Annotated in this window: 16 protein-coding genes; 3 read left to right on the plus strand and 13 right to left on the minus strand. The window is 45.9% G+C overall.

Annotated features, from left to right (window positions below; all coding sequences use genetic code 11):
• Window positions 1-12: 12 nt before the first annotated feature.
• The 5 genes from LX99_RS14465 to LX99_RS14485 all read right to left on the minus strand — a co-directional run bounded on the left by LX99_RS14465 (window position 13) and on the right by LX99_RS14485 (window position 9,499).
• A complete protein-coding gene (locus LX99_RS14465) occupies window positions 13-1,257 on the minus strand; it encodes a DUF4959 domain-containing protein (RefSeq protein ID WP_109608536.1) in 1,245 nt (414 codons plus the stop codon).
• Between the two features lie 30 nt (window positions 1,258-1,287).
• Window positions 1,288-3,201, minus strand: coding sequence for a RagB/SusD family nutrient uptake outer membrane protein (locus LX99_RS14470; RefSeq protein WP_109608537.1), 1,914 nt, complete (start codon window positions 3,199-3,201; stop codon window positions 1,288-1,290).
• Between the two features lie 18 nt (window positions 3,202-3,219).
• Window positions 3,220-6,495 (minus strand): SusC/RagA family TonB-linked outer membrane protein, encoded by a 3,276-nt coding sequence (locus LX99_RS14475; RefSeq protein WP_109608538.1) that lies wholly within the window; start codon window positions 6,493-6,495, stop codon window positions 3,220-3,222.
• A gap of 231 nt (window positions 6,496-6,726) precedes the next feature.
• A complete protein-coding gene (locus tag LX99_RS14480) occupies window positions 6,727-8,511 on the minus strand; it encodes an alpha-L-fucosidase (protein WP_109608539.1) in 1,785 nt (594 codons plus the stop codon).
• A gap of 34 nt (window positions 8,512-8,545) precedes the next feature.
• Window positions 8,546-9,499, minus strand: a complete 954-nt coding sequence (locus LX99_RS14485) for a hypothetical protein (protein ID WP_109608540.1) — start codon at window positions 9,497-9,499, stop codon at window positions 8,546-8,548.
• Window positions 9,500-9,743: 244 nt separating this feature from the next.
• On the opposite strand from LX99_RS14485, the gene LX99_RS14490 reads away from it, so the two are divergent.
• Both LX99_RS14490 and LX99_RS14495 read left to right on the plus strand, forming a co-directional pair.
• Entirely contained in the window at window positions 9,744-10,016 is a 273-nt protein-coding gene (locus LX99_RS14490; RefSeq protein WP_146203129.1) for a hypothetical protein, read from the plus strand.
• 354 nt (window positions 10,017-10,370) lie between these two features.
• A complete protein-coding gene (locus tag LX99_RS14495) occupies window positions 10,371-11,147 on the plus strand; it encodes an SDR family oxidoreductase (RefSeq protein WP_022833234.1) in 777 nt (258 codons plus the stop codon).
• Between the two features lie 147 nt (window positions 11,148-11,294).
• On the opposite strand, the gene LX99_RS14500 is transcribed toward LX99_RS14495, so the two are convergent.
• The 3 genes from LX99_RS14500 to LX99_RS14510 all read right to left on the minus strand — a co-directional run bounded on the left by LX99_RS14500 (window position 11,295) and on the right by LX99_RS14510 (window position 14,938).
• Window positions 11,295-12,251 (minus strand): 3-keto-disaccharide hydrolase, encoded by a 957-nt coding sequence (locus LX99_RS14500; protein ID WP_109608541.1) that lies wholly within the window; start codon window positions 12,249-12,251, stop codon window positions 11,295-11,297.
• A gap of 115 nt (window positions 12,252-12,366) precedes the next feature.
• Window positions 12,367-14,325 (minus strand): PAS domain S-box protein, encoded by a 1,959-nt coding sequence (locus LX99_RS14505; RefSeq protein ID WP_109608542.1) that lies wholly within the window; start codon window positions 14,323-14,325, stop codon window positions 12,367-12,369.
• 136 nt (window positions 14,326-14,461) lie between these two features.
• Window positions 14,462-14,938, minus strand: a complete 477-nt coding sequence (locus tag LX99_RS14510; protein WP_146203130.1) for a rhodanese-like domain-containing protein — start codon at window positions 14,936-14,938, stop codon at window positions 14,462-14,464.
• 156 nt (window positions 14,939-15,094) lie between these two features.
• On the opposite strand from LX99_RS14510, the gene LX99_RS14515 reads away from it, so the two are divergent.
• Entirely contained in the window at window positions 15,095-16,258 is a 1,164-nt protein-coding gene (locus LX99_RS14515; RefSeq protein WP_109608544.1) for a metallophosphoesterase, read from the plus strand.
• Window positions 16,259-16,351: 93 nt separating this feature from the next.
• On the opposite strand, the gene LX99_RS14520 is transcribed toward LX99_RS14515, so the two are convergent.
• The 5 genes from LX99_RS14520 to LX99_RS14540 form a co-directional block, all read right to left on the minus strand.
• Window positions 16,352-17,836: an aldehyde dehydrogenase (NADP(+)) gene (locus tag LX99_RS14520; protein WP_109608545.1), complete on the minus strand. Its 1,485-nt coding sequence runs from the start codon at window positions 17,834-17,836 to the stop codon at window positions 16,352-16,354.
• A gap of 136 nt (window positions 17,837-17,972) precedes the next feature.
• The gene (locus tag LX99_RS14525; protein ID WP_109608546.1) at window positions 17,973-19,418 is read right to left on the minus strand and encodes an APC family permease; all 1,446 of its coding nucleotides are present in this window, start codon (window positions 19,416-19,418) and stop codon (window positions 17,973-17,975) included.
• A 17-nt stretch (window positions 19,419-19,435) separates the two neighbouring features.
• Complete coding sequence (locus LX99_RS14530; protein WP_245927925.1) at window positions 19,436-21,232, minus strand: DUF885 family protein; 1,797 nt, start codon at window positions 21,230-21,232, stop codon at window positions 19,436-19,438.
• Between the two features lie 45 nt (window positions 21,233-21,277).
• Window positions 21,278-22,180 carry an AraC family transcriptional regulator gene (locus LX99_RS14535; protein WP_109608547.1) on the minus strand — a complete coding sequence of 301 codons (903 nt, stop codon included), beginning with the start codon at window positions 22,178-22,180 and terminating at the stop codon, window positions 21,278-21,280.
• A 413-nt stretch (window positions 22,181-22,593) separates the two neighbouring features.
• The gene (locus tag LX99_RS14540; protein WP_170122706.1) at window positions 22,594-24,996 is read right to left on the minus strand and encodes a glycoside hydrolase family 127 protein; all 2,403 of its coding nucleotides are present in this window, start codon (window positions 24,994-24,996) and stop codon (window positions 22,594-22,596) included.
• Window positions 24,997-25,042 lie beyond the last annotated feature (46 nt).

The following is a 25,042-nucleotide window of genomic DNA, read 5'->3' on the forward strand; positions in this document are numbered from 1 at the left end:
TGTCTATTTTAATTATTCCGGGCTACCGTAAAGTGAAACTTCCATAATGTGTGCTATATCGCCGTTTTCCCAGGTTTGGGCCACCCCTATCCTTATAAAATGAACCGGCGGCGTATTTAACGAAAAATTGAAATTGACCCCGGCCAGCACAAAGGCGTTATCGGCCGCGTTATGATTTTCGGGCGATAAGCCGGATGGCGGATTTGGATAAGTGAAATTGCCCAGATTTATCCAGTCGCCCACTTTGGTGCCAACCGGCGAGGTTACCGGCAGCTTCGCATCTTTAGGTGAAGCAACGTTGGAGCCCCACATGGTAAAGTAACGCGGGTTACCATGCCCGAAAGCATATTTGTTGCCGCCGCCATCATCATCAGGTCGCTCCCACATCACAAAACGGCTCAGTTTATACGTTTTCCCAACGTTAAATGAACATACAAAAGGTGGCTTGTTGCCGGGCTGCGTATGCCAGCCGGCAGATGAACCATCGGTATGGCCGTCCCATAAATTCGGTAGTTCCCAGCCGTAGCCGATCTCGGTGTCTGAAGCCAGCTTATACGGACTGAAAATATTTTTGTCCAACATTTCTTCAAACAGCGGCGATACTGCCTGTTTCAGCGTATCCGAAATGTTGCCGTATTTATCCGTTACATATACCCCAAATTGCCTTTTCGCGGTATTCATACCACGTACCGAGTAATCTATGGTGTCAGTATTGGTATAATGCTGATCAAGGATCAACATTTTTTGGGTAAGCGAATCGTACTTAGTAACAATAATGCCTACCCCTTTTTTCAGTTTGTTTAAGGCTGTGATATGCACCCCGCCAAAATCCGGTTCGATGGTGGCGGTATTACTTACCAGCGTATACACCGGTGTTTTAGGGTGTACCGTAACCGTAACCGGATCAGACATTACATCAGACCGGCTAACCGTATATAGCTGCACTTTATACTCCTGCGCTTTGGCAAAACCATCCACATTAAGGGTATCCGAAAAATAGGATGCCTTCACCTCGCGCGGCACGCCATCTCTGATCTGGTACTTAGCCAGCACGTACAGCACATTGCTTGAGTTAGGAAGTTTATAACTGATGTTCGATCCGCCGTTATAATCCGTTACGCTTATATTGGTAACCACGCCCGGCTTTGTTTTATCGGTAGACAGAGGTTCGTTGTAGCCATCGTTCCGCTTGCACGAAACGGCACCCATCACCGCCAAACTGAGCAGCAGCAATAAGTGGTTTTTAATATCTTTCATCACTAATTAATTGTTATCAGTTATTAATTATTACCAGTTTAAATTTTGCACCAGGTTACCGTCAACAATCAGGTCGTTATCCTGTATGGGCCACAGGTAATTGCGCGTATTGAAAACAGGGGTAGCCAGCAACCTTGGCCTGTAATAGTTTTCGGGGGTAGTTTCGCGCACATTCCAGCCTTGCAAAGGTTTGCTCATCACACCTTGTAACTCTTTCCAGCGGCGTAAATCGTAGCCGGGTATGCATTCAAAGGCAAGCTCAATACGGCGCTCCTGGTGAATAATCTGGCGCATGCCCTCTTTGGTGGCAAACTTATTGGGGTTCGACGAAAAGTTAGTCCACGATTCAACCACACCTTTAAGCCCGGCCCTCGCGCGCACCTTGTCAACATATTGCGCCGCTTCGGTGTATGGTTTTCCCTGTTCATTTAATGCCTCCGCATACAACAGGTAAATATCGGCCAGCCTGATCAGTGGCAGGTGATATGGAACACTACTGTAACCATCATCATAAACCGACAGGTAGTTAACCAGCTTTTTAGGCCAGTAGCCGGATACGTTCACACGCACATTATCTTTAGGCCCCGCTAACGATTCCGGTCCGCGCCCGCGCAATACGTAAGCGTTATCTGGGTCGCCTACACCATTGCCAAACCATACGCCGCCATCAAAACCCAGATCGGCATAAAAACGGGGCTCGCGGTTAAAGTGCGCTTTTACGGTTTGGTAATCAACACCTATATAGCTTTTGTTAGCGTCGTCGCCGGTGCGGAAACCGTAGCGGCCATTATAATCCCATGTTTTATCTTCGTTGATGGGCACTCCGTTTGAGGTATAAAATAACTCCTGCTCAGAAATAGGAACCGCGAAAGTACCGGCGCAAATAATATTGGAGGCCGATTTTTGCGTTAACCTCGGGAAGCAATACTCCTCATCAGAAAATGCTGTAGCGTTGGCCCAGATCAATTCGGTATTGGTTTCCCATTTCGCGGTTACCGCTGTTTGAGTAGCTAACACTGTTGTAAGAGTATCGTTCAAATTATCAATACCTGCTTCGGGCGTATAGGTATGCAATTTCAGCCCGCTTTTTTCGCTTAGTGTTATAGCTGCAAGGCAGGCTGCGGATGCTTTATCCCACTTAGCGGCATCGAAGGTTGAATTGAACAAAGCTTCGCCATCCTTATTTTTAATTCCCGCATAATCAGGGTTGCCGTTAAACAAGGGGCTTGCCGCCGTAGCCAGGATCTGTGCCTTTAAGCTTAGCGTAATTACCGAGGTAATCCTTCCCAACTCTTTAGCGGTATTTTCAATCACCGGGGGCAGATCGGGCGCCGCTTCATCAAGTAGCCTCACCATATAATTCACTACCGTATCAACCGGGCGGCGTTTTATTTTTGTTGCCGGGATAGGGCTGTTAATATCAAGGTTTTTATCAACTATCGGGATGGGTCCGTAAAGCCTGAACAGGTAAAAATGATAGTATGCCTTTAAAAATTTAGTTTCCGCTATCCATCTTTTCCTTTCGGATGGGCTTAAATCAACCGGCTTATCCACGTTTTCCAGCATGATATTGCAGCGCCTGATGGCCTGCCAAAGGTCCTGGCCACCATTATTGCCGTCCCAGTAATTAAGGGCAGGGTTGCCGCTGGTTTGCAGGCCCCTCAGGATGTTGAAACCAGCAAGGTCCATATAGGTATTATCCGACAGGTTGTTGGGGAATACAATTTCACCCGAGGTGGTGAAGCCTGCGTCGTAGTGTACATTCTGCATTTTTTGCAGGGTTGAGTAGCAGGTAAAGAGATAGTTCTCGGCTTCATTCCTGTTCCGGAAAGCGTAATCTATTGTGCCCACGCCATCCGGCGTAACATCAAGGTATTTTTTACAAGACGACACCGCGCAGACCGCCAAAAGTGCCATCCATATATATTTATGTATTGATTTCATGTTGATGATCTGTTATGGTTATAAGTTGACAGAAAGGCCCAGGTTGTAAACCTTTTGTACCGGGTAAGCAAACGCGTTACCGCCCTGCTCCGGATCCCAGAGTTTAAAGGGGCTCCAGGTAATCAGGTTAAGGCCGTTAAAATAGATCCGCGCCCCCCTTACTCCTAACCTTTTGATAAGCTGTTTGGACAAGGAATATCCAAACTCTACCGATTTGAGCCTTAGGAAACTGCCATCGCGCAGCCACCATGTGCTCGACTGGCGGTTGTTGGTGATGATATCTCCATCAGTGCCCAATCGCGGGTACATGGCATACAGATTCTGATTATCTTCCGACCAATGGTTGTCGGCGAAAGCCTGCAATAGTTGCGTATTACCATTAAAATGACTATCGGCACTTTTGATAAACGGCGATGTGGTAGACGGATCAATAGTGAAAGATACCCTTGCCCGGCCCTGGAAGAAGGTTGAAAGATCGAAATTTTTCCAGGCAGTTGTAAAGCCGAAGCCATACACTATTTCGGGAACAGTTGGGTAACCGAAGTAGGTTTGATCGGCAGCGTCAATTTTGCCGTCACCGTTTAAGTCGCGGTATTTGATATCGCCGCCCAGGGGTGCAGGCCCCTTCGAACTAAAAATTTGCGTCGGCGAGTTTGCGGCCTCGCTGTCGTCAACAAAAAGCCGCTCGGCAAGGTAACCGCTATTGCGGTAAAGCGGCTGGCCGATAATGCTGCGGTAAGCCTCTTTATAACCCGGCTGCGCGTATTCGAGAAATTTATTGGTTGCAAAAGTAAAGTTACCCCTCGCGGTGATGGACAGATCTTTTGATATACGCTGCGTGCCATCCAATGATATATCTATACCTTTTGATTGTACTTTACCCACGTTAGCCGCCACATCGGCCTCTAAACCCATAGTTGCCGGGATATTGTCGTTACCCAGCGTTTGTAAAATATCGTATTTGTTATTGCGGTAAACCTCCACAATAAGGTTAATCTGCTTAAGCATAGTAAGCTCGAGGCCAAGGTTTAACTGCTTTGAGGTTTCCCAGGTGATGGCATCGTTTTCATAATTGTTGATCTTAACCCCCGGACGGCTATAGCCTGATGTACCGAACGTAGCAGAGTTACCGGCGCTGCCATCGCTGCTACTGGCCATGTTAACATCCGACAGGTAATAAAAACGCTGACCGCTGATGGCATCGTTACCCACAGTACCATAACTGGCACGGAGCTTAACCCTGTCGAAAATATTATACAGCTTGCCCCAGAATTTCTCGTCGGATATGATCCACGAGCCGCCGATAGTTGGGAAAAAACCGTATCGGTGGTTTGCCGAAAAACGCTCGGAACCATTATAGCCAAAGTTGCCGTTAATATAATACCGGCCTTTATATCCGTAGGCCACATTACCCGCTAAAGTTAAGTTACGGTAAGGCAGCGCATCAAACAAGGTGGCGGCGTTGCCATTGGTAGTCTGTTCGCGGTTAATTACTACGGTAGCCTGAACACTGTGGTTTTTAGCAAAAGTGTGCTGATAATCTAAATTACCCTGAAACTGCAGGTAGGTATTCAGCGTACTGCCGCCGGGTCTGTAGCCTAAATACTCCTGCGCCTGCCCTGGCTGCGGGTTTAACCATTGCAACACGTATTTATTGGTTTGGGGGTTGTAATTGGTAGCCGTATAATAAAAAGGTGAATAAGCCCTTAAAGACTCAAACCTTGAATATCTGTTAGTACTGAACATCCCGCGAAAGTTAAGCCCGGTAACTAAAAAATCGAGGTTTTGGTTCAGCTCCAGCTGCGCCTGCATTCTTGATTCGGAGAAGTTTTTATGCCCCATTAACAGCTGCGCATAAGGGTTTATATAAGATAATGAACCGTTTGACGATGCTTTATTACCAAATAAAATGTGCTTGGTAAGCAGGTTAGCATCATCTGGCGGGTAATAAGCCGGGAAATCAACCGGGCTGGTATGCAGCGCATAATTATACATATCGGTCGAGAATCCGCCGTCGGCACTTAGCGGACCGTTGTATTCGTTAAAATTGCCCCACAGGCGCACTACCAGTTCGGTTTTGCTGCTAACGTTAATGTTAACGTTAGAGCGGAGCTGGTAATTTTGAAACTTAACGTTGTTGTTGTTATTGTTTCGTACGTCGGTACGTAAAATACCGTTATCGCCGCTATACGATGAAGCTACGTAATAGCGCGCTACGCCCCCGCCACCAGAAATACTCATATCGGCCCTTTGCGTACTGGTACGCTTTTTAAACAACATGTCCAGCCAGTTCACCGCCGGGTACACATATTGGTTGCTTCCGGGGGCTTTGGCTATGGTAGCCTGCGTGTTGAGGATCTGGTTTTGGCTGTAAGGCTGCGGATCGAGCGGGAAACGGGTTGTTGTGGCCTCGTTAAAAAGCTTCATGTAAGTGATAGGATCGGCTATATCAAGCGTTTTGATAGATTGTGAGCTTGAATTTTCAAGCCGCGCGTTGATCTGCGCTTTCCCTGCCTTACCTTCTTTTGTTTTTACCAGGATAACACCGTTACCCCCACGCGCACCATATAAGGCGGTAGCGCTTGCATCCTTTAATATCGAAAAGCTTTCAATGTCGTCCACATTCAGCCTTGCCAGATCGCTGGTAGAAAGTTCAACGTTATCTATCAATATCAGCGGGTTTTGTTTGTAACCAAAGGTTGTAACGCCGCGGATAAAGAAGTTGGAATTATCCAGGCCTGGCTGCCCGCTTGGTTGAAAAGCGATGATCCCCGCAGCCTGCCCGGCCAGCGCGTTGGTGAGGTTACTTGCCGGTGTGCGGAGCGCGCCCGGTTTGATGGTGGTTACCGAGCCCACTACAGATTCGCGGGTTTGCTTACGGCTGTAGGCGGTAACCACCACATCATCAAACTGGCTTTTGGTAAGGTTTAGGATAATTTTTAAATACTTCTGATCGGCAGATACGGTTACTTTTTGTTCCTGGTAACCTACATAGGTTATTCTTAATATGGTACCGGCTTCAACATCTAAAATAAATTTACCATTGGCGTCGGTGGCGGTACTGTTGCCTTTTACATTTACAGGCACAATATTGGCGCCGATAACAGCCACGCCCGATGTATCTGTGACGATGCCCGTAATGGTAAATTTGTTTTTGCCTTTTACCTGCGCGGAAGCATGCTGTGCAAACAGGCAACAAAAAAAGGCAAGCGCCGCCAGCAAAATAACAGGGCGCGAATAGTTAGGGATTTTAAGCACCCAGATCCGCTTTAATAAATTGTAAAATTTTAGCATAGATCGTCAATAGATTGGTTGTTAATGATTTTCAGATTGCAAAATCCTACTTTAAGCGCTGCCGATAATTTATTGGATTATCATTATGCTCTGTTTAATTACCATTTGTTTATGATGAGTTAATACATGATGCAAGGGCACAACAACGGGATGTGCGGCAAGAAGAAATAAAAAGAGCCCCGGAGGCAAATCCGGAGCCTGATAATAGATGTATTCTTTTTCGATAAAATATCAAGGCGTAAGTATCACCCTGCGTACATTGACAGGCTGCCAGTTACCCGGATCGGGGGCTAAAGTAAACGTAACCGGCCCTGCGTTGGCTATCTTAAGGTTGCCTATTGTCACCAGCTTATAGCTACTATATCCGCCGGTTGTGGTTAATGTTTTTTGCACTGCCGCTCCGTTAACCGAGGCCACCATAACCGTACTTTCGGCTTCGGTGGCAATTACGGCCTGCACTTTGTAAATACCCGGAATTTTAACCGTTATTTTCCAGCTCGCATAAGCCTGCGGGTTTGTCCAGTAGCCAAGATTGGGGTTGTCTTCATTTTCTACATGAATTTCATCGCCGCCATTGGGGTTATGCAGATCGGCAGCGGCGGCTAATAATACAAACGACCCATTGGTTTCCGGGCCTTGTTCGTAAGCAGCAACCTGTAATTTGCCCTTAACTATCATTTTTATAACGCTTGATATATTGTCAACCGGCTCAACGGGGATATCGAGGTTGATACCCGTATCATCATTATCCCCCTTAACCGCTTTGCCGTTCGCAAGCATCGAAGCAGAAAGCAATTGATTTTGAACACCCGGCACATGTAGTTTTTCGCCGCCGGGCCAGTTATAAATGTGCAGGTAAATATTGGTATTTCCGTCTGCCGTAAGTTTGGTGGTAGCGTTACCCCATGGCGTAAATTTAAATGGACTTGCATAGGTTTCATAAATCGACTCGCTGTTAAGCCGCATCCAGCCGGCAAGGTCTTTCAGGATGCTCACCTCCGGCTGCGGAATTTTGCCGGTAGCGTCGGGCCCGACATTCAACAAATAATTACCGCCCAGCGACGCCACTTTGATCAGGTTGCGGATAATGGTTGAACTCGATTTAAAATTTTTATCGTTTTTAGTATAGCCCCAGCTATCATTCATCGTCATGCACGATTCCCATGCCCTGCCGTTACTGCTCGCCGAAATGGTTTGCTCAGGTGTGTCAAAATCGCCGCCTGTCCAGTTTTCGTTAAGCCTGTTATTGGTTAGCGTTTTGGGTTGAAGAGCCAGCACCGGTGAAAATTTTGCTGCACGGGCGGCAGTCATTTCATCGGGGATGTCCCACCATATCTCCAGTACATCGCCGTAGTTGCTTAAAAGCTCGCGCACCTGCGGTATGGCAACCTTATCAATATAATCATCCATGCTGCCTGCCTGGGCCGCATCCCAAAATCCGTCGTGCGCAGCTCCTTTGTTAACCCAATCATTAGCCTGCGAATAATAGATGCCTATTTTTAAGCCATATTTCCGGCAGGCATCCACCAGCGGCCGGAGAATATCTTTACCATACGGTGTGGCTTTTACTACGTTCCAGTCGCTGTATTTGGTATCATACATGGCAAAGCCATCGTGGTGTTTGGCCGTGAATACAATGTATTTCATGCCGGCATCTTTGGCCAGTTGTACCCACACTTCGGGGTTATAGGCGGTTGGGTTAAACTGTTTGGCAAACTCCTTATAGCTGGCCACCGGGATGCGAAGGTTATGCATCATCCACTCGGCCGAGCCATAGTGACCCGAAGCAGGATCAGCAATATCCACCCCGTTATAAATACCGGCCGGTACCGAGTAAACGCCCCAGTGAATAAACATGCCAAATTTGGCCTTTTGCCACCACGAGGTTCTGGAAGTATCAATAATGCCGGTAACCGGTGGCGTAACCACCGTTGCTGGCCCCGTATCTTTTACGTTTTGTTTTTTGCAGGCCATAAGGCTAAGCCCCAGCGCAATGCAGGTAATAAATCTTTTCATCAGTATCAAAAAATCTTGTGAATTAAAAATGAGATCAATAAGGATATTTTACACCCTGAAAATCGAGCTGGGCTTGTTTAAGCTGGGCTTCGCTATCGCTGGTCCAGTATTCTTTAAAGGCTATTTTGGCCTGTTCGCGCAGGTTGGCACCTGCTGCGCCGCTAAAAAAGTGCACAAACTCGCCAAGGTTCAGGTCGTCAGTCCTGTCCATCGGTACGTTATCGGCTATTTGTTTAAAATAGCGCGCCAATACGGGGCCCTTGCCGTACTTAATGTAAATGGGGTAAAACCAATCCACAAAAAAGTTAACACCCGGATACCGTACACCCGGGTAGTTATAATTATCCGTTTGCGAAGGATCGTTCATCTGGGCGTAAACCGCATCGGCTTCTGATTTGTAGCCCGAGTTAAGCAGCACATCATAAATAAATATCTCGGCAAATTTGCTATCGCCCCAAATGTTATCGTCCTGCAAATCGTGTGTGCGGCCGTGCGATGAGCTTGCTACGATATGGCCTATCTCATGTATCGGCAACCTGAGTTTATCGCCTTCTTCTTTATACCAATCAGATAAGCTCTCGCCAACATCAAGCACATTGCGGTAATCATGGCTAACATCGTAATAAGGCGCGGGATGGCCCGATCCTTCGTGTTTATTGGCGTGCAATACTACATAAAACCGGCTCGAATCGCCAAAGTTGCCGTAGTTTTGTTTGATGTAATGCCAGATGCGGGTATACGCTCCCCGCGGCCAGGTGATGGTAGTATCCATCTCGTTATCGTAATACAAAGCCAAATCGTCATTGTAGTAAACATTGGTTAACAGGTCATCATGTTCATACCAGTGTTCCAGCCACTTTTTTTGCGGCGCGTTTACGGCAATTGTTTTCACCGTATCGGCAGGTTTTACCGCGGGCTTGCCATCCTTTTTGCAGGCCGCCGTAAGCAAAACCGAAAATAAGATGCAAATAGTAATTGTTTTTTTCATGCGTGTTTATTGTTGTCAATCATTTAACAGATACTTAAAATGGGCATGGTAGCTTTGTATGTTGAGTTACAACCCCATATCTGCAATTTGACATATAAACCGCGCCGGATATTTTACCCGATTACCTTTATGGTATTAATAATTAACCGGTTGTAGCATGCCTCAACTAAATTCCGCTAATCGTTAAAAAAAAACATTTAACCAGTTGAACTTTTTTCTGCTGTGCCGCGCCGAACTTTGGGGTATGAAAAACATAATAGAAAACATCAGGCTTTACGTTGATGCCTGGAACGAAACAACACCAAAAGCGGTTAAAGCTAAATTTAGCGAGTGCTGCGCGCCGGATATGACTTATACCGATAAAACAACACCTCTTTTTACGGGGATATATAAACTGGTTGATCTTGTAACAGGCTCCTACCAAAAAACACCCGGTCGCACATTTTCCTTACTTACCCAACCCGAATACTTTGACGGCCAGGTTTACTACACCTGGGCATTCAGATACCGGGTTTAGACGAAAAGGCAGGGCATGATTTTATGGAATATGATGAAACCGGTATGATTACCCGCATTGTTGGCTTTTTGCCACCTTCTTAAGCTTAACCATATTGAAGCAGGCGTTTTACATTAATCTATAGATATTTGTTTCTGATTTTTTTTTGTAAGATTTACCAAGCCTGTTTTTTTGAGGCCGGAAGCCAACACAAACAGTATCTGCAGATAAAATATTTTTCATGGTTGAGTAAGGGGTTATTAAGTTCATTAAAGTTTTTTTGTTCATTTTTGATAACAGGCAAATCGTAACGGGTGTTGGTATGATGCCCCTGAGAATAACGATAGCAACAAAATTTAAAACCCAATACCTATTATGAACCTCGGATTAAAGGGAAAAGTAGCTGTAGTACTGGCAGCAAGTAAAGGTCTCGGAAAAGCTTCGGCATTGGCACTGGCGGCAGAAGGTGCAAAAGTAATCATCGGCTCCCGCAATACTACCAAATTGAATGCCGCGGCAAAGGAGATCAGCACTCAAACAGGGAGTGAAGTGCATTGCATCCCGGTGGATGTTGTTGATGCCAAACAACTAACCGATTTTATTAGCAAGGCAGGAAACATTTATGGCAGCATCGATATATTAGTTAACAACGCGGGGGGCCCGCCCTTCGGCAAATTTGAAAACTTTGACGATGCAAGCTGGCAACAGGCCTTTGAGCAAAACATGCTTAGTTTCGCGCGTACATCGCGGTTAGTATTGCCTTTTATGAAACCTACCGGCGGCGGCCGCATAATCAATATTATCAGTGGCTCAGTAAAGTCGGTGCTGGCTAATTCGGTACTATCTACCGCTATGCGTATGGCGGTAGTTGGCACCGCAAAAATGCTGGCCGACGAATTGGGAATTTATGGCATTACCGTAAACAACATAGCACCAGGACTAATTTTAACAGACCGGATTAAACATACGCTTCCACAGGGTATTGACCCGGAAGAAGCCATAAAGGAAAAAACAAAAAGCATCCCGCTTGGCCGTATTGGCAAGCCAGAAGAGTTTGCAGCACTGGTAGCCTTTCTTTCATCGGCGCAGGCTGCATACATTAGCGGCACCACTATTCAAATTGACGGCGGGGCAAGCCGCGCTATACTTTAAACAATATTTTTTGCCGGCCTCAATCATCCTGCTGAATTTATACAATTAAATGATAGGACATCCAACCTCTTGTATCGCCAAAACTTGTTGTTATTAATAATAGCTCCTTCATTTTAACTTAGGAAGGAGCTATTATTTCACCAAGAACTATTTCGCCGGTGTTATCACTATATTTCTGTAGTCAATCGGCCCGTGATCGCCCTGGATCAATAACGGGCCGGGTTCACCTTCCTGGCTGTTTATGGCACCACCCGTTATGCCGGGGATGATTTGGTCACAAATCACCGTTTTGCCATTGGCTACAACGGTAATCATGCGGCCAACCAGGGTTACATCATATGATTGCCATTCGCCGGGGTTTTTCGCCATCATTTTGTTGGGGGCTATAAAGCCGTAAATAGAGCTAAACTGGTTGTTGTAAGGTTCCGGGTCGCCGCTTTTGGTGTCGATGATCTGCAACTCGTACCTGCCACGCAGGTATACGCCGCTGTTACTACCCTGTTGGTACCTGAACTCGATGTGCAGTTTAAAATCGGTAAAGGTTTTATCGGTAATGAGGTTTGCGCCCGAATGCAGGCTCCTCAAAATGCCGCCTTCTACCACCCATTGATTTTTTCCATCGGCATGCCAGCCTTTGGTATCCTTACCATTAAATAATTGAACAGGCTTACCCCAAACCGGGGCCTTGTCCCTGATTAATATAGGGGCGCGAACACCGGTAAATTCAGATGTTTTACCATCGGTATAAACCATCGATCCTTTTAGTTTGTCGCCGCTCACTTCAAACTCAAAATCCATATTGCGATCGCCCGGTTCCCATTGCGGCGGGATAGAGAAACTATATTTACCATTATTAACTTTAACCTCCGTAATAGGGCGCGCGCTGCCGAATGCATATACATACCTGCCTATCAATGTATGAAAGCCCGATTTTTGAACCTCAAGCCAGGAAGGCAAACTTTTACCATCCTTTATTAAAGTAATATCCCAGCGCCCGATAACATCGGGATCCTTCTTTTGCTGGGCAGATGATATTTTAATAGTTCCGAAAACAACCAAAAGCAACACGGCCTGAAAGCGGCAAAACATCGATAAATTTTTCATTTTTATTTGTAAAGATTTTAATTGAGATACTGAGTTCAACTCCGGATGATTATCCGGTTTCGATAATCACCAATTTGGGAAGGTAGTTTTTTATTTCCAATTATCAAAGGCCCGCTTATTCCCTGGTATCGAAATCAACAACTGCATCTATCTTGTAATTAATCTCGTGTACAATGTCGTCCATCTCCTGCACGCACGATTGCATCATGGGCAGCAGTTCTAACACTTCGTCACTATTGTCAGCTATCTTAACAAGGTTCATCAGGCCAAGCATGGTGGCCACCGGTTTCCTGATCTGGTGAGATCCCATCCAGGCAACCTGTTTCAATAATTCGTTCTGGCGTTTATTTTCCTGTATAGAACGTTTCAGCTCATCAATATCTTTTATTACCCCGATAAGCCTAACGGGCTTCATTTGTTCGTTATAAATGAAATACCCCTGGTCCATTACATATTTAAAACCGTTATTCCCGTTTTTAATACGGTACTCGCAAGTCCAGTTGGTTTTGCCTTCGCCGCTTATTCTATGCTGACTGCTAATCACTTCGGGCAAATCATCGGCACAGATCAGGCTGCGCCACCACGCCAGGTTATATTCAATATCCTGATAAGGGGTATCAACCAGTTTTGAAAGGCTGGTATTGTAAATAATCTTGTCGTTCACAATGTCGAGGTCATAAATCACATCGCTCGTGGCCTGCGCTACAAGGTCATATCGTTCAAGGGCCTCTTTTAGCCTTGCGTCTTTCTTTTTGTCTTCAGTAACATCCGAGAAATAAACAGCAACCCCCTCTTCGGTAGGATAAGCAGCCAGGCTGATCCATTTATCGAGCAACAGCGAGTAATCGACAGTTTTAACAATTACCCGGTCTTCGAGTGCCTTTTGATACGATGGGTACAAACGGTTACGCGATTTGGGAATGATGGTGAAAATATTTTCGCCCATCAGTTGCGGGATAGTACTTCCCATAAGGTTCTTAAATGCCTGGTTGTAACCTATTATGGTCATCTCCTTATCCAGGGCAAAATAAGCATCGTTGATAGAGTTGAGCGTGGTTTCCAATTTGTTTTTAAAACCATCCCTTTCGTTTTCAAGCTGCTTCAAATTGGTTATATCCTGCATGGAGCCTATCAATTTTATCGGTATCGATCCCGGCTCGATAGTTGCAAGCTGGCGGATAAAGCGGGTTTCGCCGTTCAAAGCCTTGATTCGGTGGGTAACATCAAGAGTGACCCCGAAACTTATCAAAGCCTGGAGGCCCTCGAGCATCAACCTGCGATCTTCAGGAAAAATATGTTCGATATAAATATCAAAAGCTGGCCGCCTGTCGTCTTTGGGCACACCGATAATTTCGTAAACCTCATCGGCCCAGATCAGTTTTTTCGTATCCGGAAAAAATTCCCAACCGGCTACTCCCGAAATAAGTTGTGTCTCCTTTAGTTTTCTTTTCTCCTCAACAAGCGCGCTGTTGGCCTCCTCCAGCTTTCGTTGCATAACCACCACCTCGGTCATGTTACGGGCCATTACCAAAACACCAGGCTTATTATTAAAAACTATCCGGTGCGACGAGATATTAACATAAAGTAACTCGCCGCTTTTTTTAATATGGCGCCAGTTGCCACTAACATTAAGGCGTGAAGACATTTTTTTTGAAGATTCGATCACTTTCCCAACGTCTTCGGGCGGGCGGATATCAAGGATACTTAAGTTCAGGAACTCTTCGCGGGTATAACCATAGCTGGTAATGGCGGCATCATTTACCGAAACAATATTGAACTCTTCATCATAGATCCACATAGGTACAGGATTTGCCTCGTACATATTACGGTATTGCGATTCGTCCTGCTCCAAACCTTTGTTATCCGATCGGATAAGGTAGTATAAAAGTATGGCGCTAACTACTACAAACGCGTAACCTTTTACTGTACTGATCCATAAAAACTGCGTTTGGGAGAAACTGGTGGCTATATAAAACAATATCCTGTCGCTGAAGGTGATCCAGAGCAAACTTACCAGCAAATAAATCAGCACGATACGCGATGCGCCGCGCTTTATCATAAACGAAAACCCCATCCATCAATTATACGGTTGTAGCGGGTATTAGTTACAATTATATACGGTTTAATATATTTATTCATATTGTTCATATTCAGTTTAATGACAAGATATTTATTTTGATTCCAGAGTGTCGAAGCATCAAATAAAGCGATCAGTTTACGGCCAGCGGATAGCCTTTGCTTGTCCAGTTGGTATGCAGGTTAACCGGCAGGTTCAACAGTTTAATGTTTGTGAAACCTAACTCCTTCAATTCTTTAAAAGCGGGCTTCGCATTGGGGCACCGGGTAAAGGGGCAACACCCGCAGTAAATAACTATCGCCGTATTTTTGGGCAGCGGGGCAACCATGCTTTTAAGTATGGTGATGTTTTTGGCCCCACTTACCGGACCGATATGTTTAGCACCTTTAATATCCTCAACAGCACCGATATTCAGGATGAGCGGAGATTTGGGCGGGCTTTGGTTAATCATCCCTGCCAGGGTTGCCGGTTCAATTAAATCATGATTCGTCCAGGGGTAATCATTAAAAAGATCAGGCTGCACTGCGGCTGATGTTTGGGCCTTAGCCGTAGAATCGCATAATCCGGCAATCAACACAAGACATGCAAAAAGTAGTAGTTTATTCTTCACAAAATTGATTGTTAGTTTAATGGCTGTTTTTACCCGTATGTTTCACCGTTACACAAATGTATCATTTCTGCTAAACCGAAACACGCGTTTGTCATTCAATAGTAATGAAAATTACGCCATTAAAATGTTTCTTTAAATCATTCGTCGGCTTGTTTTATGAGAACACGTATTCCGGCCATTATTTTGTTGTGGCTCCTTATTGATATTTATTTTTACAAAGCCATCCAAACCCTATCGCCAAGGGACAACATCAGTATTTTTTACTGGTTGTTTGATGCCCTGCTTACCTCGGCCATCTTAATCAGCGCCTTTACGCGGAGCAGGAGGTTTATTTCGTGGCTGATGGCCCTGATGTTGCTATCATTTGTGCCCAAGCTTGTTGGCTCGTTGATATTATTGCTTGAAGATATCACCCGATTATTTCGTGGCTTTCCGCCGCGCAGTTACGCCGTAAGCGAATTTGTACTGATAGTGGCCTTCGCATTCGCGGGCTTGTTATTGTTTGGCATTACACGGGGAAGGCATTATTATAAAGTACGGCGTGAAACCTTGTTTTTTGATGACTTGCCCGAAGATTTTGATGGCTTTACCATTACGCAGCTATCCGATATCCATTCCGGGAGTTTCAGCGATGCTAAAGGCGTACAAAAAGGCCTCGACCTGGTTAACGCCCGACAAAGCGATATAATATTGTTTACGGGCGATCTGGTGAATAACCAGGCCAACGAAATGGACCCGTGGATAGATGCCTTTTCAAAACTTGATGCGCCGTATGGCAAATACTCGGTGCTGGGCAATCATGATTATGGCGATTATATAAGATGGGAAACCAAAGCCCACCAGCAGGCCAACCTTACCCGGTTAAAGCAGGTACACCAGCAAATCGGCTTTAAATTACTGCTGAATGAGGCTATGCCTATCTCAAAAAACAATGCGGAGATCTGGCTGATAGGCGTTGAAAACTGGGGTAAAGGCGGCTTCCATAAATACGGCGACCTTGAAAAGGCCACCGCCGGGGTTCCTGATGGAGCGTTCAGGATCCTCATGTCGCACGATCCCTCCCATTGGGAAGCGGTTACTTTGAAACACCACCAGCCTATCCACCTCACGCTGTCGGGCCATACGCATGGCGCGCAATTTGGCTTCGAGATCTTCGGCTTTAAATGGAGCCCTATCAAATACATTTATAAACAATGGGCGGGGCTTTATCAAAAAGGCGGGCTTTATTTATATGTAAACCGCGGCTTTGGCTTTTTAGGCTTGAAGGGCCGTGTTGGCATGTGGCCGGAAATAGCGGTAATTACGCTGAAAAAGAAGTAGTTTGCAGAGCGGATATATGATAAAGCGCCATTGCAGGTTATACTTCTACATAACTGCAATGGCGCTTTATATCATCTTAAAGATGGGCTAAGCCTATTTCTTCCACTCACCATCAAACAAACGCCAAATACCCAGTGGGTTGGCTTGCCGAAGGGCTAAAGGCAATAAAGCATCGGGGCAATTTTGAAAAGAAACCGGGCGTACCCAGCGTTTAACCGCATTAGTACCTACCGCGGTAAAACGGCTATCGGTAGTTGCCGGAAACGGACCTCCATGCACCATGCTGGCGCAAACCTCAACCCCGGTAGGCACACCGTTAAATAATACCCTGCCGGCGATGGTTGGTAATAATTGTAATAACAACGGATGGCTTGCAAAATCATCATCAGTACCCATTACTGTGGTAGTGAGCTGGCCTGATACCGATTTGAGGATTTTAATTAACTCCTGCTCATCGCGGCAAATTACCATTAATGAGTACGGGCCAAAAACCTCTTCATGCAATAACGGGTTCTGTAAAAATGTTTCGGCGCTAACGCTTGCCACAACAGGTCGCGCTTCAATATCAGCAGCAGCCGTGGCCGACTTCCTGATTTCAGTTACGCCAGCCTGTTCAAGCGCGGCGGCGCTCTTTTTTTCGTAAGCGGTATGAATACCGGCATGCAGCATTTTGGCAGGCTTTACGGCTTCTATACCCGCGCCCAGCGCGCTTATAAAATGATGTAAACCTTCGCTTTCAATAGCCAGCATTAAACCGGGGTTTGTACAAAACTGGCCCACGCCAAGCGTAATGGAGCCGGTATATTGCGCCGCCAGTTCGGCAGCATTCTTATTTAACGTATCCGGTAAAAAAACTACCGGGTTTGTGCTTCCCATTTCAGAAAATACCGGGATAGGCTTTTTGCGTTCTGAAGCGTACTTTAATAAAGCAAGGCCACCACCGGTGGAACCGGTGAAGCCAACAGCGGCTGTATCATCGGCCTGTACCAATGCCTTACCGCTCTCGAACGAAGTACCGTGCACATGCTGAAAAATATGTTCGGGCATATTGCATGTTGCAATAGCCTTTTTTATCGCGCTGTAAACAAGCTCAGAAGTTTCGGCATGTGCAGGATGGGCTTTCACTACTACCGAACAACCGCCTGCCAGGGCACTCGCGGTATCGCCGCCGGCGGTTGAATACGCGAACGGGAAATTACTCGCCCCAAAAACAACTACGGGACCAAGCGGCACCAGCATTTTGCGCAGGTCCGGACGAGGTAATGGCTGCCTGTCGGGCAATGCCGTATCAATGCTGGCTTCTACCCAACTGCCCTCGCGAAGCATGCCTGCAAACATCCGCAACTGCCCTGTGGTACGGGCGCGCTCACCTGTAAGGCGGGGCAAAGGAAGGTTTGTTTCTTCCGAGGCCTTTAACAGCAATTCATCGCCTAAAGCCTCTATCTCATTGGCTATAGTCTCTAAAAAAATGCTCTTTTCTTCAACACTCGTTTTTTGATAAGCCTCAAACGCTGTCTGCGCCTGCTGCATTACCTGGTTTATTTCTTCAACACTCGCTTCTTTAAAATTATTCGCCATGGCAGATGATTTATGTTTACGGCAGGCAAATATATTTAACCACAGTGAATACAGGTTAAAAATTCCTAACCACTATTAACCATATTTTACCCTGTTTACCGGTTAAATTATTCAAAAAGATTAAAAAACGGTCAAATCAGATTTGTTTTGCCTCTGCCTCTAACTCCATCTGTATGTCATTACCCGTTTTCCTGCCGCCAATGAGGTAATAAACGGGGATGCCGGTCAGCGTGATCAGCAAACCAGGCCAGGTGTAGGTGGGTTTGTATCTAATAAGCAACAAGCAAAAGGCCACACCCATCAGCATATAAACAACCGGCAGCACAGGGTAGCCAAAGGCTTTATAGGGGCGATTGGCCCCGGGCATTTTTTTCCGCAGGATAAAAATACCCATAATAGTAAGCACATAAAAAACCACCACCACAAACGAGATCATATCCAGCAGGTTGCCATACTTACCGCTTAAACTCCATAAGCAGGCAAAAATACATTGCAGCCAAAGGCCAAAACCGGGTACCGAGTTTTTATTGAGCGAACCTACTTGCTTAAAAAACAAGCCATCCTTAGCCATAGAATAATAAACCCTTGCCCCCGACATGATCAAGCCGTTATTACAGCCAAACGTTGATACCATGATCAGCAAAGCGATGATCACCGTACCCCAGCTGCCAAAAATCTGAGTTGATGCAACCACACCTACCCTATCCTTATCGGCGGCGGCAATATCATGCAGCGACAGTACACCGGTGTACATTACGTTGGTTAAAAGATATATCAAGGTAACGATCAGCGTACCAAGGGCTAAGCTAAGCCCGATGTTGCGTTGGGGGTTCCTGATTTCGCCGGCTATAAAGGTTACGTTATTCCACGAATCGCTGCTGAATATAGAACCTACCATGGCCGACGCTACCGCCCCGAGGCCTGCTATTAACGTGTAGTTAGTAACAGTACCATCGGGTTTAAGGCCATGTATATTCCAGGCGTTATGCCAGTTTTGTTGCCACACAGAAGTTTTGAGCGCGAACAAACCAAAAACTATAAGTGCCAGCAGGCTTAGCAATTTAGCCATGGTAAACACGGTTTGTACAATTTTACCGCTGTTAACACCCCGGGTATTAATAAAGGTTAACAGCACGATCACCAAAATAGAAAGCAACTGCGCCGGGGAGATAGTAACAAAACCAAGATCTAAGGCTACAAGGTCCTCACTTAAACCGGGGATAAGGTATGCGGTAAATTTAGCAAAGGCCACACCTACCGCTGCTATGGTTGCCGTTTGTATCACCGTAAAAAAACTCCAGCCGTATAAAAAGCCTACCAACGGGTTATAAGCTTCTTTGAGGTAAACATATTGCCCGCCCGCTTTCGGGAACATAGCGCTTAATTCGCCATAGCTCAGGGCAGCGGTAAGTGTCATGAAACCGGTAATCAGCCATACAAAAAGCAGCCAGCCTGCACTGCCCACATTGCGGGTAATATCGGCGCTCACAATAAAAATCCCGGATCCTATCATACTGCCCGCTACCAGCATGGTGGCGTCAATTAAACGCAGTGATGGCTTAAACGCCGTTTTATCATCCATATTAAAAAATGCTTTAGTTATTTACCAAAATTGTAAAACTTCCAGCCGGTGCTAAAATCACGGCTGAGCTGCTGGTTGGTGAGCGTTGCCCTGATCATTTCTATCGGGATCAGGTTTTCTTTCATTACCGCGTCGTGAAACTGTTTGTAGCTCATTTTGCCGCTATCCACCAGTTCGCGCTTTAACGCCATGAGCTGCAAGCCGCCTGTAAGGTATGCCACCTGGTAAAGCGGGCTATAACCACCCTCGAACGAGCGCCTCACCTCGCCTTCGGCATTGGCTTTTTCGTGCCCTACGCGGTCAATTAAAAAGTCAATACATTGCTGCGGTGTCCAGTTGCCTAAATGATAATTAAGCGAGAATATGATTCGGGCGCAGCGGTGCATGCGCCAAAAAAGCATGCCTACCCTTTCTTCGGGCGTTTGGGCGAAACCTTTTTCGTATAGTAACAACTCCCAGTATAAGGCCCACCCCTCGGTAGCAAACGGCGTTGAAAAATCCTGGCGGTAAGCTTTGTATCTGCTGTTCATAAAATATTGCAGGTTATGGCCGGGAAGCAACTCGTGCTGTACCGTCCCCCTCGAAAAATAAGGGTTATTACCGCGCATACTCATCAGTTTGTCGGCAGCCGACATGGTATTGGTGGGGTACGAGATACTGATCTCTTTACCGCCGGTAAAAAACGGGTTAACCAACTGCCGCTCGGGCGACATCATTACCATTCCCCAGGTTTCTTCAGCCAAAGGCGGTATCGTGATCAGGTCGCGTTGTTTAATAAAGCTTAACGCATCGTTATACAGCTTTACTATTAATTCGGGCTGATGGCCTACCGGCACATAGCTGTTTTTTACTTTTTCCAGGGCCTTTTTCCAGTCGCTGCCAAAGCCCATCTCCTGCGATGCCTTCAGCATTTCCTTATCGCACCAGGCAAATTCCTTGTTGGCCAGGGTTATCAGTTCTTCAGGCGTATAAGGGATCATTTCGGTGCGCAACTGGCGAATCAGATCTTCGCGACCTATAGGCACGCCTTTTATACCGCTTGCATCAGGCTTTTGCGTTGTGTTTACTTTACCCTTGGCTAAGGCCTGATCGGCGTAAGCCTGCAAGGCATTGTTCACGGCCTTGTAAGGCTCAGGCACCCACCAGGTAAAGGCCGGGTCAAACGTATTATAGAAACCGTAAAAATCCTTCAGGCGGTCCTTTAAGCCCAGCAGCGCATCTTTTAACATGCGGGCAAGCGGCATATCAATACTGGCCACTTTGTTAATAGCGGCAGTATCTGTTTTTATTTGTTTCAAAATGGTATCGAGGGTAGCGGCTACTTTCTGACCGTCAACAAACGTTCCGCGGCGGCGCAATTTTTCAAGATTGTAGATCCCATCGGCGCAACTCAGGTATTTGGTGATCTGGCTGTACTGTCCCTCTTCTTTTTTCAGGTCGTCGATATCGTAATTGATACGCTTTTTGAGCAGGATATAATCTACCTTGCCATAGATGCTCATGGCATTAAAATCCGCCTGTTGCAGTTTTTTCAGGTAATCATTATCGGTCTCCAGCAAACGCTTACGTTGCTCGGGCGAGTTGAGCACACTAATCTTATACTGATATTCAGCATGCTCATTAACGCTATAGGGCGAATAAAAATCGCGTACGGCACCCATATCCTGCCCATATTGGATAATGATACCGGCTATTTCGCTGGATTGTTCATAAATGCTTGCCGGAACGGCAGTTTGGGCACCGGCTCTGAGCGCCGGAATAAGCAAAGCAGTGGCTGCCAAGGACAATAAATGTCCCTTTAAGTTTTTGATCACTTTTTTAAATTTATGTATGGAAGAAAAAAATATTCGGATAACTACTTAACTCGCCGCCCTGTTTAAACTGATGAGGTTATTATTATAGGCATCCAGGTATCCCCGCGGCGAATTGCCTATAACACATTTAAATACACGGTTAAAGTTGGTAATACTCTTAAAACCGCATTTATAGGCTACTGTATTGATACTTTCAAATTTATGCGAAATGAGTTTTTTGCAAGCCTCGTTGATCCTGATCTCGTTCAGGAAAGAAATAAAAGTATGCCCGGTATGCTTTTTGAAATACCTGCAAAACGATTCGGGCGTCATAAACGCCACCTTGGCTACATCTTCCAGCGTGATATCCTCGCTGTAATTTTGCATGATAAAGTTGTAGATATTACCTATCCTGATCCCCTCATTTTCGGTAATACCGGGCAGGTTACCATATGACGAAAGCGGATCGAGCCTGGATTTAATATTGGTTAAGCCCTTAACAAGGTTTAAAAACTGGATCAGCTGATCTGTACCTGTGGCGTTTTTAAGCGCCATCATCAGGTGCGCTACCCGGTCATTAACATCATCGGGCACCTTAAAACCCTGCTGATGCTGCTGCATAAAAATCTTGTTTGATTTTAATTCGGGCAAATCAAACATAGCGGCCAATGTTCCTTCGGGATTAAAAAAGATAGTTAACGCTTCTACACTTTTAGCAGGATCGCCTACAAAGTACTCCGGGTTGCTTTTAAATACGTGTGGAAGATTGGCACCTAACACAAATATATCGCCTGCGGTGTAATCGTGCATATTGTTGCCGGCAATCAGTGTGCCCTCGCCCTGCTGAATCCATGTAATCTGGGTTTCTTTATGGCGGTGCAGGTAAGGATAAAAATAAGGCTGCGAAACCTTTTCGGCAATCACGCTTTTATCGTGCGCTACGGGGATAGTGAACTGTAAAACCTTCATCCTTTATGTTTTTTATTGCTCCATGAATTTACAATTACTTAACTCATTTTCCCAATTTAATCTCCACAAAGGATAAAATACGGTTAGTATCGGCTAAATTAATGCATATTGACGTAATTTGAAAGTAGCATTGGTTTGGTTTTTCCGATTTACGAAGAAATAAAATATGGTATTTTCAACAAACCGGAGTCAGAAATTCTCACACCAATTGCTCTTGAAACCTGCCATAAACTAACCGCATTATGCTAAAGGATTAATTACCATCGATGTATCAATACTTGTGTTAAGGATAACTTACAAAAAAACGCGTTTGAAAACTCTATGTTCAAACGCGCCCCCTTAACCCCAAGTTAACTTTAAAAGCAGCAAACCCCGGCGTGTTTACACCGGGGTTTGTTGTTTGGATCAAAAACCTACTTCACCGCCCACTCGTGTATCCCGGTCGAATTATCAACCGGCAATTGTACTTCAAGCTTTAAAGCGGTTGTAGTAACCGGCTCAAAGCTAACTACGTTGAACGCATCTTTACTTATGGCGTATGGTGTGGTATTTTTAACCGGCGCCCATTGGCCATCTTTCATATAATAAATTTTATACGAAGCCGGGATGCGGCAACCGCCCCATGGCCCGTCGTCGTACCAGTAAACTTTGGATTCGCTTACCGTGTGCGCGGCGTCAAAATCATACTGTACAAACTCGGTGGTGTTGTGAGCAGGCCACCAGTGCAGGTAAGGGTAATTGGTGTCTTTTGAATCGGCGGGTTCGTACTGATCTTTAATGGCATTGTACATCCTTTTATTTTTTACCGATGAGGTAACCTTACTGGTGCTGGCAATGGTTGGTGCCGGTTTGGGCCTTGCCGCCGATGCTTCGTAAGGGATCCAAACAGTCATTTCGCTCGGACCGCGGTTGGCCCAGGCGTAGTATGGAATAGCCTTCACCTGCTGATCGGTTTCAATCAGCGCATCATTGTTTAACTGGCGTTTGGTGCTTTTGCCTTCGGCGCTGATCACATCAACACCATTAAGCAGGTTGGCCTGGTAGTTTGCCGCCGCTATGGCGTTTTTATCAACCATAATATTTTGCACCAGGCTATCGCGGTTATCAGGGCCTTCAAGGCAATAAACCACCGGACCGCGTTGAAAAGCGAAACGCCCGCGATCGTCCTTAATATGATTATTCGCCAAAACCTTTTCGGTTTCCATCGGCAGGTTTAACGTTACCTTATCACCTTTCTTCCAGGTACGTTTAATGATGGCGTAGCCCTTTTCGGTGGTGTAGGTTGTTGCCTTGCCGTTAACGGATATGGTTACCGGCTTTTGGTTTTTGTCCAGGTAGCTGTACAAATCGCCCGGAACCGGCTGATCCTTAGCCCAGCCCGGAATGCGCAACCTTAAAGTAAACGCCGAGGCTTTAACCGGGTTAACAGCAATGTCGACTCTACCGTTCCAGGGATAATCGGTAGTTTGTGCAATATTCACTTTGCCCGAAGCCAGGCTGATATCGCTGGTATTGCCCATGTAAAGGTTTACATACAAATCGTTTTGATTTTTGGCGTAAACGTAGCCGGGCAACGAAGGCAAAAAGCGGGTCATGTTGCTGATACAGCATGCGCAGCTGATCCAGGCGCTGCGCTGGTGCTGAAACATGGAAGCCAGCGGGTTAGGATAAAAGAACCTGTCGCCGCTTAATGATACGCCCGAAAGCAGACCGTTGTACAATGTACGCTCCAATACGTCGATATATTTGGAATCGCCATGTAACAAAAACATCCTGTTGTTCCAGTACACATTGCCTATCGCTGCACAGGTTTCGGCATAAGCCGACATGTTGGGTAATTGATAATCATCACCAAAAGCCTCGCCGTTGCCGGTTGCACCAATGCCACCGGTGATGTACAGTTTTTTGGTTACCACATCTGTCCAGATATCATCAATGGCGGCCAGGTATTTGGCATTACCTGTTAAAGCGGCAATATCGGCCATGCCGGTGTACATATAGGCGGCACGTACAGCATGCCCTTCGGCCACGTGCTGGTCTGTAACCTTTTTATCGGCCTGGTTATAAGCGTCGCCTTTAGGGCCGCGCACATCCAGGAAAAATTTAGCCAGCTCGAGGTATTTTTTGTTGCCCGTAACCCGGTACATTTTTGACAGGCCGATCTCTACAATCTGGTGCCCCGGGTACTCTTCAATTTTTCCGGGCCCGAATGTGTTCACTAACAGGTCGGCATTTTTTATGGCGATATTAAGCAATGTACGTTTACCCGTAGCCTGAAAATGCGCTACCGCGGCCTCATACAAATGCCCCGCATTGTAAAGCTCGTGGCTCAAGTCTTCCTCTTTTTCCCAACGCTTACTGCCAATCCACTCATGCGGTTTTTTAGCATTTACCGTACGGAAGGTGTATAGGTACCCGTCGGGCTCCTGCGCCGCGCCTATAATGTTGATGAGGGTATCAAGGTACCGATCAAGCTTAGGGTTCTTTTTGTTTTGCATGGAGTACGAGGCACCTTCAATGGCCTTGTACACATCGGTATCGTCGAACGGGAACTCGCTTAACTTATCGCCGTCAAGCTTTTTGGCCGCGCGCAAAAAGTTATCCATACGGCCATTCTTTTTGCATTGCTCCAATACGTACGGAATGGTTACGTTGGCGTTAACCTCCATTTTGGGCTCCCAAAAGTTATCGTTTACATGCACACTGGTAAAAGCTACGGGCTGTATCGGGTAGTCTTTTTGCTGCGCGAATACATTGGTAGCAGCAGCCATAGCCGCTAACGAAAGTAACCAGGCCGCCTTATTTTTATTGATCATGATTTTATTTTAACAGATTGATTTGTATTTATCCAATTAAATAGCT

It is taken from the genome of Mucilaginibacter oryzae (genome assembly GCF_003148845.1).
Classification (GTDB): domain Bacteria; phylum Bacteroidota; class Bacteroidia; order Sphingobacteriales; family Sphingobacteriaceae; genus Mucilaginibacter; species Mucilaginibacter oryzae.

Excerpts from the sequence above, each read along its gene's own strand:
- LX99_RS14520 (WP_109608545.1), bottom strand. The coding sequence starts at position 17,836 with ATGGCGAATAATTTTAAAGAAGCGAGTGTTGAAGAAATAAACCAGGTA.
- LX99_RS14500 (WP_109608541.1), bottom strand. The coding sequence starts at position 12,251 with ATGAAAAATTTATCGATGTTTTGCCGCTTTCAGGCCGTGTTGCTTTTG.
- LX99_RS14485 (WP_109608540.1), bottom strand. The coding sequence starts at position 9,499 with ATGAAAAAAACAATTACTATTTGCATCTTATTTTCGGTTTTGCTTACG.
- LX99_RS14515 (WP_109608544.1), top strand. The coding sequence starts at position 15,095 with ATGAGAACACGTATTCCGGCCATTATTTTGTTGTGGCTCCTTATTGAT.
- LX99_RS14480 (WP_109608539.1), bottom strand. The coding sequence starts at position 8,511 with ATGAAAAGATTTATTACCTGCATTGCGCTGGGGCTTAGCCTTATGGCC.
- LX99_RS14490 (WP_146203129.1), top strand. The coding sequence starts at position 9,744 with ATGAAAAACATAATAGAAAACATCAGGCTTTACGTTGATGCCTGGAAC.
- LX99_RS14495 (WP_022833234.1), top strand. The coding sequence starts at position 10,371 with ATGAACCTCGGATTAAAGGGAAAAGTAGCTGTAGTACTGGCAGCAAGT.
- LX99_RS14505 (WP_109608542.1), bottom strand. The coding sequence starts at position 14,325 with ATGGGGTTTTCGTTTATGATAAAGCGCGGCGCATCGCGTATCGTGCTG.
- LX99_RS14470 (WP_109608537.1), bottom strand. The coding sequence starts at position 3,201 with ATGAAATCAATACATAAATATATATGGATGGCACTTTTGGCGGTCTGC.
- LX99_RS14535 (WP_109608547.1), bottom strand. The coding sequence starts at position 22,180 with ATGAAGGTTTTACAGTTCACTATCCCCGTAGCGCACGATAAAAGCGTG.
- LX99_RS14525 (WP_109608546.1), bottom strand. The coding sequence starts at position 19,418 with ATGGATGATAAAACGGCGTTTAAGCCATCACTGCGTTTAATTGACGCC.
- LX99_RS14465 (WP_109608536.1), bottom strand. The coding sequence starts at position 1,257 with ATGAAAGATATTAAAAACCACTTATTGCTGCTGCTCAGTTTGGCGGTG.
- LX99_RS14540 (WP_170122706.1), bottom strand. The coding sequence starts at position 24,996 with ATGATCAATAAAAATAAGGCGGCCTGGTTACTTTCGTTAGCGGCTATG.
- LX99_RS14475 (WP_109608538.1), bottom strand. The coding sequence starts at position 6,495 with ATGCTAAAATTTTACAATTTATTAAAGCGGATCTGGGTGCTTAAAATC.